The following is a 15,220-nucleotide window of genomic DNA, read 5'->3' as shown; positions in this document are numbered from 1 at the left end:
CGTACGCGGGTCAGGCGTAGTCGTAGAAACCGCGGCCGGACTTCTTGCCCAGCAGACCGCCCTCGACCATGCGCAGCAGCCTCGGCGGAGGCGCGTACAGCGGCTCCTTGAACTCCTCGTACATCGCCTGAGCGATCGAGACGGTGGTGTCGAGGCCGATGAGGTCGGCCAGGCGCAGCGGTCCCATCGGGTGCGAGCAGCCGTCGACCATGCCCTGGTCGATGACCTCGGCCGTGGCGAGACCGGAGTCGACCATCCGGATGGCGGAGAGCAGGTAGGGGAAGAGGAGGGCGTTCACCACGAAGCCCGCCCGGTCCGGCGAGCTGATCGGCTTCTTGCCGAGCACGTCCGACACGAACCTCAGAGCACGTGCGGTGGCCCGGCCGTCCGTCACCACCGAGTCGATCAGCTCCACCAGCGGCAGGACCGGCACCGGGTTGAAGAAGTGCATGCCGAGCACCTGGCCCGGACGGCTGGTGGCCCGGGCGAGGCGCACGATGGGGATGGAGGACGTGTTCGAGGCGAGGATGGCGTCCCGGTCCTCGACGATCTTGTCGAGGTCGGCGAAGAGGTCCAGCTTGAGCTGTTCGTTCTCCTTGACCGCCTCGATCACCAGCTGCCGGTCGGCGAGTTCACCGAGGTCCCTGGTGAAGGACACCCGGCCCAGGGCGTCGTCGCGCTCCCGCACGGTGAGCTTGCCCTTGGCGACCCCTCGGTCCAGGGACCGGGCCAGCCTCTGGGGTCCGGACACCAGGGAGGCGTCGGAGGAGACCGTGACGGTGACGTCCAGGCCCGCCTTGGCGCACAGTTCGGCGATTCCCGTACCCATGATGCCGCTGCCCACAACCCCTACCCGGCTGATGTCCGGGGGGATGTCCACAGGGGTGTCCGCAGGGGTGGCGAGCGTGTCGATGGACGTGGTCATGCGCCGGCCCCCCAGGTCAGCAGTGACGCGCCGATGGCCATGCCGCCGCCGAACCCGGCGAGCAGCACCAGTTCTCCGGCGGACAGTGCTCCGCTGCGATTGGCCTCGTCGAGGGCGACCGGTACGGACGCGCTGCCCACGTTCCCGTACTTCCTCAGCGTGCGGTGGGTGTGGGCGTTGACGAGACCCGCGCGCTCGACCACCTCGTTGAGCATCACGCCGTTTGCCTGGTGGGGCACGAAGTGGTGCACGTCGGCGAGTCCCAGGCCGGCGCTCCGCGCCAGTTCGACGAGTTCCCGGGGCACGTTGTCAGCGACGAAGTCCCGTACGGCCCGGCCGTCCATCCGGAAGAAGTGGCCGCCTTCCGCGACGGTCTCGGCCGTCGCCGGGTTCCGGCTGCCGCCGGCCTCCACACGGATCAGGTGGTGGGCGTCGCCGCGGCTGGTCAGGGCGGTGTCGATGATGCCGTACGGGGCGGGGACCGCGCCGACGATCGCCGCACCGGCGCCGTCGGCGAACAGGATGGCCGTCCTGCGGTCGTCGAAGTCGAGGATCCGGGAGTACAGGTCGGCTCCGATGACCAGCGCGCGGCTGTCGGGTTTGAGCGCGACCAGGCTGCGGGCCACAGCCAGCGCGTACACGAAGCCGCTGCACACCACGTTCACGTCGAAGCACGCCGCGCCGTAGGCCCCGAGCCCGTGTTGCACGAGGTACGACGTCGGCGGCTGGGGAAAGTCACCCGTCGAGGTGGAGACGATGATGTAGTCGATCCGGTCCGCGGACAGCCCTGCCTGCTCCAGGGCGGCGGCGCCGGCACGGATGGCCAGGTCGGACGTCGCCTCGTGCGGAGCGGCGTAGCGCCGCGACTGTATCTGGGTCTTCCGTTCGATCCACTCCGGGGTGACGCCGACGCGCTCGGCGACCTCGTCGTTGCTGATTTCACGCTTGGGCAGGTAAGAGCCGGTCGAAATGATTCCTATATTGCAGTCCGTCACGTCAGACACGCCCTTCGAGCACCGCGGACGAATTCCAGTCCACATTTTCTCCGGCGTTCCGGATGGGGTTGTTCCGGAAGGGGTTGAGCCGTGCTTCCCCGATACGCGCCCTCATCGCGGGGTCCGTGACCCCGAGCCCTTCCCGGGGCGCGAGGCAGAGAACGCCGACCTTTCCGGTGTGCTTGTTCACCTGGACCAGTCGTGCCGCTTCACCCACCTCGTGCAGCGGATAAACCTCGGAGATGATCGGCGACAGCTGACCGAGCCGGAAAAGGCGATTGCATTCGGCCTGTTCCTGGAGATTCGCGGCGTGGCTGCCCACAATGCGCTTCAGGTTCATCCAGAGATACCGGTTGTCGAAATGGTGGTCGTATCCGGTGCTGGAGCCGCAGGTGACGACGGTTCCGCCCTTGCGCACCACGAAGACGGAGATACCGAACGTCGCGCGGCCGATGTAGTCGAACACGATGTGCGGGTCCTCGCCGAGCTGCCGCCGGATCTCCCGGCCCAGACGTTTGCCCAGTTCGATGGTCCGTTCCGGGGTGGGGGCGGCGTCCTGCCCCATGCCGATGTCGTTGCGGTTGATGATCACATCGCAGCCGAGCCGGCGCAGCAGCTCGGCCTTGCGCTCGGAACCGACCACGCCCACCGCGATGCCGCCGGCGTTCTTCACCAGCTGCACGGCGTACGCGCCCAGGCCGCCGGTGGCGCCCCAGATCAGCGCGATGTCGCCCTGCTTGATGCGTGCGCCCTTGTCACTGACGAGCATGCGGTAGGAGGTCGCCGCGGTGAGCAGGACTCCTGCCGCCTCCTCCCAGGTCAGGTGGGCGGGCTTGGGCAGCAGTTGGCCGGCCCGCACGACGGCGAAGTGGGCCAGTCCGCCGAAGTTCGTCTCGTAGCCCCAGATGCGCTGGTCGGTGCCGAGCATGGCGTCGGCGTGCGACGCCGGCTCCTGCTCGTCGACCTGGACACAGCTGACCACCACATGGTCACCGACGCGCCAGCGGCGCACGCCCGCTCCGACACTGACCACGACCCCGGCCGCGTCCGAACCCACGACGTGGTGGGGCAGGTCGTGGCGGGCCGCATAGCCGCCCTGCCGGCCGTACCGCTTCAGGAATTCGAAGGTCGGCACCGGCTCGAACGTGGCCGACCACACCGTGTTGTAGTTGATCGAGCTGGCCATCACCGCGACGACAACCTCGTCGGGCGCGATCTCCGGCATCGGTACCCGGCCGACATGAAGTGTGTCGCGGACGTCCTTGTCCGCGGTGTCAGTGTCAGCGAATTTCTTGACGTCCGACGCACGCAGGTGTGCGGCCAGATATTCGGCGGGCAGCTCACGCCGTTCGAGCTCACCCGGGCCGGCACCGTCGAGTAACGCCTCGACCAAAGAGCTCATTGTCCCCCTCCTCGATCAACGGGCAGCCGACAGCGCGCAACGAATTCTCCCTTGAATACGTCGCGCGACTGCTGATCGGCCAAAGACATGTTGGCGCGGGAAATGAACTCGCCTTCACCGCACCGAGACCTACTGAATCACCCCGGGTATCGATCACGGTACGCATTCCGCACCCCATCCCCTACCCTTAACCGCCCCCTAGCCGTGACCCCACCAGCCTGGTCGGCAACCCCCAGTCGGCCGATTCGGGCGGAAGCATGCCGATGAGCACCTCAGGACACCCGTCGTTCTGCGTGCGCGAGATGGCGTGCGAGGGCGGCGGGGTGCCCCGTCACATGGCGGACGACGAGGTCGAGTCGCGCGCGGGGGCAGCTGATGAACAGACCCTGCTGAAGGTCAGCCCTGGTACGAGTCAGGGCGCGGTGACGCATGGAAGAGCAGCATGGAAAGCGACAGCGCCCGAAGGCGTCATGCGGTGGCGTAACTCCTACTGGTGGGGGAAGTGACTCGACGGCAAGAAGGTGTACGGCGTCGAGAGGGGAAGCCGGCTCATGGACGGGGACGGGGACGGGGTGCTGACGGACGTGGAGTGAGACCCGGCCCCGTGGAGGCCAGGACGGGGCCGACCCAGGCGGGCGAGGCGGGGGCCGGTGCCCGCACCCCCGCCGCCTCCCTCAGCGCGACCAGTCCTCCGCCCTTACGCGGAATACCTCGCAAGTGGCGTCCGGTCGATTCGAGTTCGCCGGCCGAGTTCGTGGACTGGGAGTGCGCGTCTCCCCGGCCCCGAACGGTTCAGATGTCGAGGACCAGACGGTCGCCCTTGGCCCTGGAGACGCAGATCATCATGGTGTCGCCCGCCGCGCGATCCTGGTCGTTCAGTACCGAGTCGCGGTGGTCGATCTCCCCGGACAGCACCTTCGTCTCGCAGGTGCCGCAGATTCCCTCCTCGCAAGAGGTCATCACCGGCACACCGGCGGCTTCGACGGCCTCGAGAATGGTCATGTCCTCAGCGACCAGCAACTTCCTGCCGGACTGGGCCAGTTCGACCTCGAAGCTGCTCTGCGGCCCGGCGGCGAGGTCCTGCTTGGGGGCGAAGCGCTCCAGGTGCAGGGATCCGCTCGGCCACTTCTCGCAGCCGGCCTCGACCGCCGCGAGCAGCGGTTCCGGGCCGCAGCTGTAGACGACCGTCTTCCGTTGCGGCTTGCCGAGCAGCGACGGCAGGTCCAGCAGCCCGTACTCGTCCTGCGGCCGCAGGCTCACCCGGTCTCCGTAGGCCCGCTGCAGCATCTCCCCGAACGCCATCGAGGCACGGGTGCGGCCCCCGTAGACGAGGTGCCAGTCGGCGCGGGTCGCGTTGACGGCCGCCAGCATGGGCAGGATGGGGGTGATTCCGATACCGCCCGCGATGAACAGATACTTCTTGGCTTTCACGAGTGGGAAGTGGTTGCGCGGTCCGCGGACACGCACCGGCTCACCCTCGGCAAGGTCATCGTGAACGTGACTCGAACCGCCTCGGCTTTCCGGTTCACGCAGCACCGCGACCTGAAAGCGGGACCGGTCCCCCGGGTCGCCGCACAGTGAATACTGCCGGATCAGGCCGGCACGCAGTATCAGATCGATATGGGCTCCCGGCTCCCATTCCGGCAGTGGCCGGCCTTCCGGGTCGCGCAGTGTCAGCAGCACGACGCCTTCGGCCACCGTTTCCTTGCGTTCCAACACGAGGTCGAGTTCGACTTCGGTGCTGAGCGTGCTCATGGTCCGCCTTTCACTTTTCACTGATCGAATTCACCGATCGAATTCGCTGATCGAATTCGCTGATCGAATTCGCTGATCGAATTCACTGCTCCGGTCAGGACGGGAAGCAGCGGCCGAAGTCGCGCAGCAGTCGCGGGGAGCCCTGCAGCTTGATCTGGCGACGGACCAGAGCCCACGCCAACATGGACGGCTTGGCGAGGAAACTCAGCCAGGTGCGGGTGTCGGCGGTGACCCTGAGCTCCGGCTCGCCGAGATGTCCCTCGGCGACATCGAGTTCGCGGTTGCGGATGGTCACGGTGATCTGCCGGGACTCGTCGCCGGTGAAGGTGAAGTGGTAGGTGGCGGACATGTCCTTGGCCTGTTCGCGCTGGAAGATCAGGGGCAGGCCTTCCACCAGTCCGTCGATGCTGTTCGCTCGCAGGCTCATCGCCACATGCTTCGTGCGCTTGTTCGGGAACCGGGCGGCCACATGCTGTTCGGCGTCGGAACCCTCCACGACGTAGACGGTCTCCGCCTTGTCCATGAGCGGGCGCACGACCTGGTTCAGATGGGCTTTACGGTCGTCCAGCCAGGGGCCGATGACGTCCTCGCCCGCCGGGCAGACCGACATGCAGTACGCCGCTTTGTAGTTGGCGCCGAAGGACAGGCTCTGCCACATCGAGGCGCTCTCGCTGTCACTCACCCGCGACCGGTAATCATGGGCGTCACGGCTTTCGGCGACCTGCTCGGCCCAGTCGCCGAAGCCGCCCATGAATTCACGGTAGTTGTGCGTGTAGCAGGCGGAGAAGTTGAAGTGACCGTCGGAGGCGATCGCCCCGGTCGGGCAGGCCGTCACGCACAACTTGCATTCCAGGCAGGGGTTGTACTCGATGGGCCGGGTGTATTCGCTGACCTCGGCGTCCACGAGGATCGTGCCCAGCAGGATGAAGTTGCCGAATTTGGGGTGGATGACGTTGCGGTGGATGCCCATTTTGCCGAGTCCCGCCGCGACGGCGACCGGCTTGTGCGAGACGACCCACGCCTTCCGTGGAAAATTGTCGATCTCCATCGGAAAACCCATCGCCGGGTTGATGGCACGTACGCCCGCCGCTTCCAGTTCGCCCACCACCTGCCGGCCGATTTCGTTCGTGTGGTCGCCGGTGTGATGGAACTCCAGGTTGGCGACCGAGCGGGCAGGGGTGCGGATGTTCTCCCGGTTCATCCTGGTCACGATGCTGATCAACGTTCGGACACCCGGCAGCGCGGCGCTCAGGTCCTCTCGCTGGTCGGCGATGTCCGGCCGGTCGATCTCGACGAAGCCGACGTCGTCCGCACCCGCGTCGAGAACCAGTTGGCGCAGCCACGCCGCGTCCAGCGGCTCGGCGGGCCGGGCGGCCGCGCGGTCACGCCGGCGGGCTTGGACGACGGTGGGATGGTCTTCGAGCTTGTTCTTCGCCATCGAGCACGTCACCTTACGGGGCTGGGCACTTGAGAGTTTCATGAAGCAACTCGCACACTAACCGCGTGAGTTGCGTGAAGCAACTCATGAGGGAGGTGTGGTCGTTCCGTCGGGTCGCCTGCTGGATATGCGCACAACTGAGCGGCGCGGCAAGGGAGTTCAGCGGGGCGCGCGGGGCCACGTCGCCCTGAGCGCATCGAGCACATCGAGCACATCGAGCACATCGCGGGCGACGAGGAGGCGTAGACGCCCTATCGGGCTTCGGGGTCAGCGCCCCTCGTCACCGTGCGCGCCGGTCCACTCAGGTGTGGATCGGGAAGGACGCCTGAAAGGCCAGGCGTTCGTCGGCCTCGTTGCCGAGACGGGAGAGGATCTCGTCGAGCGCGAGGAACTCCTCCCACGCCGGCCGACCGGTGGCCTCGGTCATTCCGGCCACGAAGAGGTCCTCCAGTTCGGGGACGCGCTTGTTCTTCCAGATCTTGTCGGCGAGGCTCACCAGGAGGTCCTCCGGGCCGACGTCCGACCGCGTCCACGACGCGTGGGTGGCGGCGAAGCGGGCGAACTCCGGGCTGACGCCGTGTTCGAGCAGCAGGGTCTGCCCGGCCTCCTCGTGCGCCGACCCGGGCCGGGAAAGCTCAGCCACGTGCACTGTCTTGCCGATGTCATGCGTCGCGGCCCCGAACAGCACCGCCTCCCGGTCGACCGTCACGGCGGAGCAGTGCTCCTCCACCCAGCCGACCAGCTGGTACGCGACGTCGTGAACGGCGCGCAGATGGGCCACCAGCCGAGGCGGAGAACACAGCGGAGCCAGCAGTTCCGCGACGCGATCCGGCAGCGGGAGCAGCGGCGAATCACCGGTGCCGCGCGCGGCTCTCCACAGGACGGTGTCGGTCGTCACCGCGTCAGGGTAGCCGGATGTCGGATGTCAGGCCGGTGAGTCCTGGGCCGGGGAGCAGTTGAACCGCGTCCGAGTCCAGCACCTCTTCGCAGTGGGTGCACACGAGCTGTTCCCGAACGTGGCCTCCGCATCCCACATGGGCCGCGATGCGCGGGGGGCCGGCCGGGCCCTCGGCGTGTTCGTCGCCCCAGTGCATCAAGGAAAGCAGCGCGGTGAGCAGATCCTTGGCCTTGTTCGTCGGCCGGTACTCGTAGCGGGCGGGCCGCTCCTGGTAACAGACCCGCTCCAGCAGCCCGTCGTCGACCAGCTTGGACAGGCGGCTGGTGAGTACGTTGCGGGCGATACCGAGACTGTCCTGGAACTCCTCGAACCGGCGCAGGCCGAGCAGTGAGTCGCGAACGATCAGCAAGGTCCAGCGCTCGCCCACGACCTCCAAGGTCCGGGCGATGGAGCACAGTTGACTGTCATATGTTCGGCCCAACATGCCGCGAATGTAGCACGTTGCACCAAGCAACTGACATGGCTGTGTCTGCGTCATGTCAACCAGCAGCCCCCGCCACCCCCTTCCGGTCAACGCGCCGTCAGGTCGCCCAGGAACCCGCGCAGATGCGCGAGCAACTCGTCCGGGCGCTCCTCGGGGATGAAGTGGCCGCATTCCGGGATCTCCGCACCGGTGACATCGTCCGCATACTCCCGCCAGATCTCCAGCGTCGGGAGCCGGGACGGAAGACCCTGGGAACCCCACAGAGCCAGCACCGGCATGGTGAGTCGGCGGTGCTCGGCAGCATCGATGTCGTCGAGAGCGACGTCCTGTTCCATGGCACGGTAGTCATCGAAACTCGCGCGCATGGCGCCCGGACGGGAGAAGGCGCGAACGTAGCCGTCGATCGCCTCGGGTGTGAGCCCGTGGCGGTTGTAGGTCCACCGCTCGAAGAAGTACTCGAGGTACCCGCGGATGTCTCGCCCCACCAGGCGCTCGGGCAGATCGGGCTGCATCTGGAACAGCCAGTGCCAGTACCCGGAGGCGAGCGAGGCGTCCAGTCGACGGAACATCTCCCGGGTCGGCACGATGTCGAGCACGGCCAGCCGTTCCACTTGCTCCGGGCGGTCCAGCGCCCAGCGGTGCCCCACACGGGCACCGCGATCGTGACCGACGACCGCGGCACGTTCAAAACCGAGCGCCTCGACCAGGCCGGCCATGTCGGCGGCCATTCGCCGCTTGTCGTATCCGGTCGTGGGCTTGTCGCTCAGGCCGTACCCCCGCAGGTCGGGCGCCACGACGGTGAAGTCCGCGGCGAGCTCGGCCAGTACCGGCCGCCAGCAGTCGGAGGTCTGCGGCCAGCCGTGGAGGAGGACGAGCAGAGGCCCTGACCCCGCTCGCAAGTAGTGCAGGCGGACACCGTCCACCTGCGCGACCCCGGTCGTCGCTGTCGGCTTCATCATTGGATTATATTCACAATACAATCCAGCAAAGGGACGGTCGCGGGCCCCGAAATCTCGCCGGCACGCAGTGACATGACCCACACGTCTCACAGGCTGTTGACAGGCCATCACGCGGTCCGTGATTCTCCTGACCACAACATGGCGCATCACGGCAACAGCGGCTTGTAGGCAGGCGCACGCTTTCGCGAGGTCCGGCTGGGACCTCACGGCCCGTGTCCAGCTCTTCGTCCGCGCGTCCGGCTCCGCCAGGCCCCCGGCACAGCACCCTGTGCATCGAGTGGCAACAGATGCGAGCAGCCCTCATGTGCTGCGTGCCGCGCTTCCCCTGGGCGCCACACCCGTTGGCCCTTGCTCACCACCGTCATTCCGTCCGTCGCGGTCGGCCGGATCCTCCCGCGACCACGGACGCTGCGCGCTGCGCGATTACCCACCCTCGACGCCTGGAGGTTCCATGCATTCGCATGTCCCCCCGAGTCCCCCCGGCCGCCCGTCGGCACCGCTCCGGACGCACCCTGCCGGAGGACGCGCTCAACACGTCAACCGGCTCCGCGAGACCGCGCATCGTACCCAGCGCGACTTCCTGGTCGTCAACGGGATCCCCTTCACCCTCGGCATCACACTGTCCTGCTTCACGGACGTACCCGCGGTGCGGGTGTACGGCGAACTCACCATGGGACTGGTGTGGGGCGTTCTGCAGTGCGCCCTGTTCATCGCCACCGCCTGGCTGTACGAGTCGCGGAGCACCCGGTCGGCCGACCCCCTCGAAGAGGCTCTGACCGCCGACGTACGCCACACGGATACTCCCGATGGTGCCTCCGTCGACGGTTCCCGGTGGTGACCCGGTGACCATGGACATCCTGGGCTCGGGCGTACTCGACCCGATCGGTTCGGACGCGAGACGCCCCGTGATCATCGCCTTCCTCATCTTCATCGGGGTGGCCCTGCTCTGGCTCTTCACCCTCGCCACAGCGGAGGAGGAGAATCCGGAGCGGCTCTACGTCGCCAACCGGTCCCTCTCCCCGGTCATCAACGGATTCGCCATGGCCGGCGAGCAGATCTCGGTCGTCACCCTGTTGACGGTGTCCGGCGGTGTCGCGCTGTTCGGCTACGACGGGTTCACGTACGCCCTCGACGGCCTGATCATGCTCGGCGTACTGCTGCTCCTCGCGCAGAAGATACGTACCAGCGGTCGTTACACCCTCGGTGACCTCTTCGCCCTGCGGGCGTCGGGACCGGGGCCCCGCATCGCCGCGACCGCGGTGACGCTGGCCATCACGGTCCCCCTCATCGTGATCCAACTGAGTGTCGCCGGCAGCACTACGGCCCTCCTGATCGGCGTAAGGACCGACGGAGCGCAGGTGGTGTGCACGATCCTGATGGGCTGTCTCGTCGCCTGCTTCGCCGCGGTAGCGGGCCTGAGAGGCAACAGTTTCATGCACGTCGCCAAGGTCCCGCTGACCCTGCTGGCGCTTTCGGTGATCACATTGCTGGCCGTCAGGAAATTCGACTGGGACCCCGGATCTCTTCTCTCCGCAGCGGTGGACAAGAGCATGGCGCCCGACAAATATCTGGAGCCGGGTTTCTGGCCCTACACAGCGAGTTTCGGTTCACTCAACACATTCGGCAATCACATTGTTTTCATCCTCGGCACGGCCGTGATGCCTCACCAGATCCTGCGGATCAGCGCGTCCCGAACCGGCCGCACGGCACGGCGATCCATGAGTATCGCGACAGGGCTTGTCGGCGCGTTCATTTTCCTGCTGATCACCACCGGCTTCGCGTCGGCGGCCGTGGTGGGAGCGTCCGGTATCGGCGCGGTCGACAACACCGGGCAGTCGTCCCCGCTCCAGTTGGCCTCGGAGGTGCTGCAGGACGGTTCGACGGGACGTATCGCGCTCATCACCGTCCTGGCGTGCGTGGTGTTCCTCACCGTGATCACGACCATGACCAGTGTGACCTTCGCTGCCGCCGTCTCTCTCACCCATGATGTGTTCGCGCGCGGCAAGCGCCGCCGCACGGAGACCGAAGAGGTACGGGCACTGCGCGTGGCCGCTGTCACCGTGTGTGCGGTGGGCCTGTCGCTGGCCGCGGCCATCCACAGGTATCCGACCGAATTCCTGGTCGCCTTTTCGATCAGTGTCGCGGCCACATGCGTCTTCCCCGCGTTGATCTACTCCTTCTTCTGGAGTCGCTTCAATCGTCGAGGACTACTGTGGTCCGTCTACGGAGGGCTGTTCCTCTGCACCACCCTCACGGTCTTCTCGCCCATTGTCTCCGGGACCGCTTTCGCTCTGTGGCCGCAAGCGAGTTTCGACTGGTACCCGTTCCAGACCCCGGGCCTTATTTCTGTTCCCGCGGCGTTCGCCCTGGGTTGGCTGGGCAGCATCACGTCGCCTCGAGAATCCCCAGTCGATTTCCGGCACGTGCAACACGAAATCCTGACAGGACAGAGAGCCGGATGACCAGCTGGCTGAACCTGGTCGGCGAGGCTCGGGCCGCCATCTGAGTTTACTTACACATACTCAGATGGTAGCGTCGCGATCAGCCGTCCGCCCGGTCGCCACAGGAGGCGGACGGGCACCGAGTTGCCGCACCCACCTGGCAACCGCGCTCACCGCTCACCACGCACCGCTCCCGCTGCGACAACCGATCCAGCCACGGTGGCTCGACACGCGCATCCACAGCGTGTGAGCCAATGCCGCAACCGGGACAACGACAAACGACGACCCACACCAAACGGAGCATTCACTCGCGCGCCATGTACGGGCCCATCGACTGTGGGTCCGCCGATCAGCGCATACAGAAACGAGGCTCTCTGTGCGTGACCTCCCCTTCCAGCCGGCCACGGACCAACTGGGCGCGCTGGCCTCGGGGCAGGTTTCGAGTGCGGAACTGCTCGAGACCTACCTGCGCCGCATAGGCACGCACAACGAAACGCTGAACGCGATCGTCACCCTCGACGTCGAGCGGGCACAACTCGACGCCAGGGCAGCCGACTCGAAACGGGAGGCCGGGGCAGAACTCGGCCCGCTCCACGGTCTCCCGATCACGCTCAAGGACAGCTACGAGACCGCCGGCCTGCGCACGGTCTGCGGTCGCACCCACCTCAAGGACTACGTACCCGAGCAGGACGCCGAGGCGGTACGACGATTGCGCGCCGCAGGTGCGGTGATCATCGGCAAGACCAATCTGCCCGCGGGAAACCAGGACGTCCAAGCGGACAACCCGGTGTTCGGGCCGACACTGAACCCCTGGAACACCGCCCGCACGTCCGGAGGTTCAGCGGGCGGCGGAGCGGTGGCAACTGCCGCCGGTCTCACGGCTTTCGACTTCGGCTCGGAGATCGGCGGATCAACCCGGATTCCGGCACACTTCAACGGCCTCTACGGACACAAGGCGACCTGGCGGTCCATCCCACTCATCGGACACGTACCGGGTGGACCGGGGATCGGCCGCTGGGCGGAAATCGACCTCGCCTGCGCCGGCGCCCAGGTGCGCGACGCGCGCGACCTCGTTCCCATCCTCCACGCGACGGTGGGACCGCCGGAGCGCGACGGCGGCTTCAGCTACACCCTCGCACCACCCCGAGCGAACGAACTCGGCGCCTTCCGGGTAGCGGTGTGGACCGAGGACGCGTCATGCCCGATCGACCACGATGTCGTCGCCGCGGTGGACGACGCCCTGAGCGCCCTCAAGGCGGCGGGTACGAAGGTCGAAGTCCAGCCCACCAGCCTCCCCGTGGACATGGCAACCAGCCATGACATGTTCCAGCGCCTGCTCTTCGGCGCCTTCACCTACGACCGATCCGGACTGACAGCGACCTTGACTGCTGCTGTCCTCGCGCGTCTGGTCCAGCATCCTCGTGGAGAGGCGCTGGACGCGGTGCGAGGAACCTTCCAGTCCCACTACAGCTGGCTGCAGGCGGACGTCGCACGCCATGAACTCCGGCAGCGGTGGACCGAGTTCTTCCGGGAGTTCGACGTGCTGCTCATGCCGGTGACTCCGACCACGGCGCCACCTCATCACAACAAGCCGATCGACAGATTCGGCCGCCGAATCCAGGTGGACGGGCGTTCCCGGTCCTACTGGGATCAGGTCAAGTGGAGCGCCATCGCCAATGTGGCGGGCTCTCCGGCGACGACCATCCCCGTCCGCACGGGCCGGGACGGCATGCCCGTCGGGCTGCAGGCGATGGGGCCGAGCGGCGGTGACCTCACCACCATCAGGTTCGCCGAGCTCCTGGGCCGAGAACTCGAGGGCTACCAGCCCCCTCCGGCCTTCGCGTGACGGCCGGCCGACCGGCCGACGGGAGGGCTGGAGGGCTGGACATGGCAGAGGTGAACGGCCGCATCTTTCTCACCGCGACCAGCGACGCGCGGCCGAACCCACCGGAGAAGCCCTGCGGACCCCGCGCGACGACCTCATACCCTGGTCGGGCGGCCGCCGAGGACCGGAGCCGGGTCCAGCAAGGCATCTCGCGACGCTGCCCGCCCGAGACACCCCTCACCATGTCGCCCTCACCAACGACCGCTCCGCGCCCGCGAGATGGACTGCCGCGCTGAGCCAGACCAGCGCGTAGCGGTCGGCGTCGGGGTCGTTCAGGCGGCCGAAGGCGTCGCGGGTGCGGCGGTCGGCCTCGGCGGTGAGGGTGCCGGCCAGGTCGGCCATCGTGCCGAAACCGCCGCGGCGCAGGGCGGCCGTGTTGCCCTGCCGGTCGCCGTCCCGGGCGGGTTCGGCGACCGCCCGGCGCCCTCCGGCCACGGCGAGTTCGACCAGGCGGCGCATCCGCCACAGCGGGGACTCGGCGAGGGGATCGGCCGGGATGCCGTCGAGCCCGGACACCGGCGGGAGGGCGTCCGGCGGTGGGAAGTGCGCGCCTCGGAGGCGGTCGTAGCCGAGGTCGGCGCGGTCCAGCCAGTCATCGGGCAGCCGCAGTGTGGCCTCGGTGCCCGGTACCGGGCCGACCGCGAGCGGGCGGAGTGTGGCGGCGCGGTCCAGGTCCAGGCGGCCGATCACCCTGATGCGGATGCCCGGGCGGGCGGCGAGCTGGGCGAAGTTGGCGGTGTGGGCGAGGCCGGGGTGGCCGTGGGCGGGGAGCAGCCGGATCAACGGGCCGTCCTGGCCGGAGTCCTGGCCCGGTTCACGGGCCAGCAGGGCATCCTCCACGGCCCCTACGATCACGAGGTCACAGCCGATGAGCGTCGCGGTCGCGTCCTGCGACCGCGCCAGCAGGTCCGCGACGGTCTCGCGCAGGGGGCGATCGAACAACGCGGTCGGCGGGCCGGACGACCAGGGCCGGCCCGGCAGAGGCGTGGCCCGCACGCCCCTGCCGGAGCCCAGGCGGCCCTCCGGCGAGATCGTGGCACCGGAGATCAACAGCCCGCCCCGGGCGAGCCCCGCGTGGTCGAGGGCGCCGGAGCCGAGCGCGACGGGGGCCGTGGCGGCGGCTCGGGCACGGGCGGGGCCGCCGGGCTTGACGTCGGCGACGGAGAACCAGCGACCGTCCTCGCCGATCAGGTGGGTGACGACACCGCCGTAGCCGGTGGCGCTGATCACCGGTTCCCGGCAGACGCCGAGGAGCTTCAGCGCGCCGCCCGGACGGTAGGCGCGGCGGGCGGTGCCGACAAGGGCGGGGTCGGGGTCGGCGGCGGCCAACCGGTGCGTGACGAGGAGGAGTTCACGCAGGTCGCCCACGAGGTCGGCCAGCCGGTGACCGTCCTCGCGCGCTCGGGCGGCGCGCAGCCCCCGTACGACACGCAGCGCCGTCGCCTCGGCCCGGTGCAGCCCGGCCAGCCGCGCCGCGTGGGCGGCCCGGAGCAGCTCGGCCTGCGGTACGGCGCCGGCGGCGGGAACCCCGGCGGTGAGTACGGCCGCTGCCGCCGCGCGAAGTCCGGTCGCGGCTGCCACCTGGGCGGCGGAGGGACCCGAGGGACGTTCGGTGGCCGAGGGCCCGTCGGCCTCGGCTGCTTCCGACGTGGCGTCCTCGGCGACGGCAGCCGGCGCCACGACGGCAGCCGGTTCCGCGACAGCGGCCAGTTCCGCGACAGCGGCCAGTTCCGCGACAGCGGGCGGTTCCGCCACCGGGCACGCGCTCAGGATCGCGGCCCGGTGCAGGCATCGGGGCGCCAACAGGCAGCCGCACACCGCCTGTTCGGCGTCGACGACTACGCCCGAGGGTCCCGGCGTGAGCGTGACCTCCGCGTCCTCTCCGCACCGGACACTGAGGGTGGTGCCGTCGGCGGCGACGGGGAGAGCCGCGTACGACTCGACTGCCGCGTCCAGCTTCTTGCGCAGCCGTGAGGTCAGGGCCTCGACTGCGGCGGCGACCACCTCGGGCGCCACCGGGGGCAGTTCGGGCTTCATC

At 68.4% G+C, this 15,220-nt stretch carries 13 protein-coding genes; 4 read left to right on the top strand and 9 right to left on the bottom strand.

Annotated features, from left to right (window positions below):
* Positions 1-10: 10 nt before the first annotated feature.
* From ABZ855_RS23820 to ccrA, 3 genes are read right to left on the bottom strand one after another with little or no spacing between them, the layout of a single operon-like run.
* Positions 11-925 (bottom strand): 3-hydroxybutyryl-CoA dehydrogenase, encoded by a 915-nt coding sequence (locus ABZ855_RS23820; protein ID WP_360809884.1) that lies wholly within the window; start codon positions 923-925, stop codon positions 11-13.
* Entirely contained in the window at positions 922-1,920 is a 999-nt protein-coding gene (locus tag ABZ855_RS23815; RefSeq protein ID WP_360810120.1) for a ketoacyl-ACP synthase III, read from the bottom strand. The genes ABZ855_RS23820 and ABZ855_RS23815 overlap by 4 nt, the downstream gene beginning before the upstream one ends.
* A gap of 1 nt (position 1,921) precedes the next feature.
* Positions 1,922-3,322, bottom strand: a complete 1,401-nt coding sequence (gene ccrA, locus ABZ855_RS23810) for a crotonyl-CoA carboxylase/reductase (RefSeq protein WP_360809882.1) — start codon at positions 3,320-3,322, stop codon at positions 1,922-1,924.
* A gap of 263 nt (positions 3,323-3,585) precedes the next feature.
* Here ccrA and ABZ855_RS23805 point away from each other — a divergent pair, with 263 nt between their 5' ends.
* Positions 3,586-3,828, top strand: coding sequence for a hypothetical protein (locus ABZ855_RS23805; protein ID WP_360809880.1), 243 nt, complete (start codon positions 3,586-3,588; stop codon positions 3,826-3,828).
* Between the two features lie 286 nt (positions 3,829-4,114).
* Here the strand turns inward: ABZ855_RS23805 and ABZ855_RS23800 are convergent, their stop codons facing one another.
* The 5 genes from ABZ855_RS23800 to ABZ855_RS23780 form a co-directional block, all read right to left on the bottom strand.
* A complete protein-coding gene (locus ABZ855_RS23800) occupies positions 4,115-5,077 on the bottom strand; it encodes a PDR/VanB family oxidoreductase (protein WP_360809878.1) in 963 nt (320 codons plus the stop codon).
* A gap of 94 nt (positions 5,078-5,171) precedes the next feature.
* Positions 5,172-6,515 carry an SCP2 sterol-binding domain-containing protein gene (locus ABZ855_RS23795; protein WP_360809876.1) on the bottom strand — a complete coding sequence of 448 codons (1,344 nt, stop codon included), beginning with the start codon at positions 6,513-6,515 and terminating at the stop codon, positions 5,172-5,174.
* Positions 6,516-6,816: 301 nt separating this feature from the next.
* Positions 6,817-7,413: an HD domain-containing protein gene (locus tag ABZ855_RS23790; protein ID WP_360809874.1), complete on the bottom strand. Its 597-nt coding sequence runs from the start codon at positions 7,411-7,413 to the stop codon at positions 6,817-6,819.
* 4 nt (positions 7,414-7,417) lie between these two features.
* Positions 7,418-7,897, bottom strand: coding sequence for a helix-turn-helix domain-containing protein (locus ABZ855_RS23785; protein WP_360809872.1), 480 nt, complete (start codon positions 7,895-7,897; stop codon positions 7,418-7,420).
* An 86-nt stretch (positions 7,898-7,983) separates the two neighbouring features.
* On the bottom strand, positions 7,984-8,853 hold the full coding sequence (locus ABZ855_RS23780; protein ID WP_360809870.1) for an alpha/beta hydrolase: 870 nt from the start codon (positions 8,851-8,853) through the stop codon (positions 7,984-7,986).
* Positions 8,854-9,307: 454 nt separating this feature from the next.
* Here ABZ855_RS23780 and ABZ855_RS23775 point away from each other — a divergent pair, with 454 nt between their 5' ends.
* The 3 genes from ABZ855_RS23775 (at position 9,308) to ABZ855_RS23765 (ending at position 13,143) form a co-directional block, all read left to right on the top strand.
* On the top strand, positions 9,308-9,694 hold the full coding sequence (locus ABZ855_RS23775) for a DUF485 domain-containing protein (protein WP_360809868.1): 387 nt from the start codon (positions 9,308-9,310) through the stop codon (positions 9,692-9,694).
* Complete coding sequence (locus tag ABZ855_RS23770) at positions 9,663-11,318, top strand: transporter (protein WP_360809866.1); 1,656 nt, start codon at positions 9,663-9,665, stop codon at positions 11,316-11,318. Before ABZ855_RS23775 ends, ABZ855_RS23770 begins: the two co-directional genes overlap by 32 nt.
* Positions 11,319-11,673: 355 nt before the next feature.
* A complete protein-coding gene (locus ABZ855_RS23765; RefSeq protein ID WP_360809865.1) occupies positions 11,674-13,143 on the top strand; it encodes an amidase in 1,470 nt (489 codons plus the stop codon).
* 216 nt (positions 13,144-13,359) lie between these two features.
* Here the strand turns inward: ABZ855_RS23765 and ABZ855_RS23760 are convergent, their stop codons facing one another.
* Positions 13,360-15,219, bottom strand: a complete 1,860-nt coding sequence (locus ABZ855_RS23760) for a hypothetical protein (RefSeq protein ID WP_360810118.1) — start codon at positions 15,217-15,219, stop codon at positions 13,360-13,362.
* Position 15,220: the final 1 nt, after the last annotated feature.

Source organism: Streptomyces sp. NPDC047042 (assembly GCF_040644035.1).
Lineage (GTDB): Bacteria > Actinomycetota > Actinomycetes > Streptomycetales > Streptomycetaceae > Streptomyces.
Note: the sequence above shows the minus strand (reverse complement) of the source record. Positions and strands in the feature narration are given on the sequence as shown.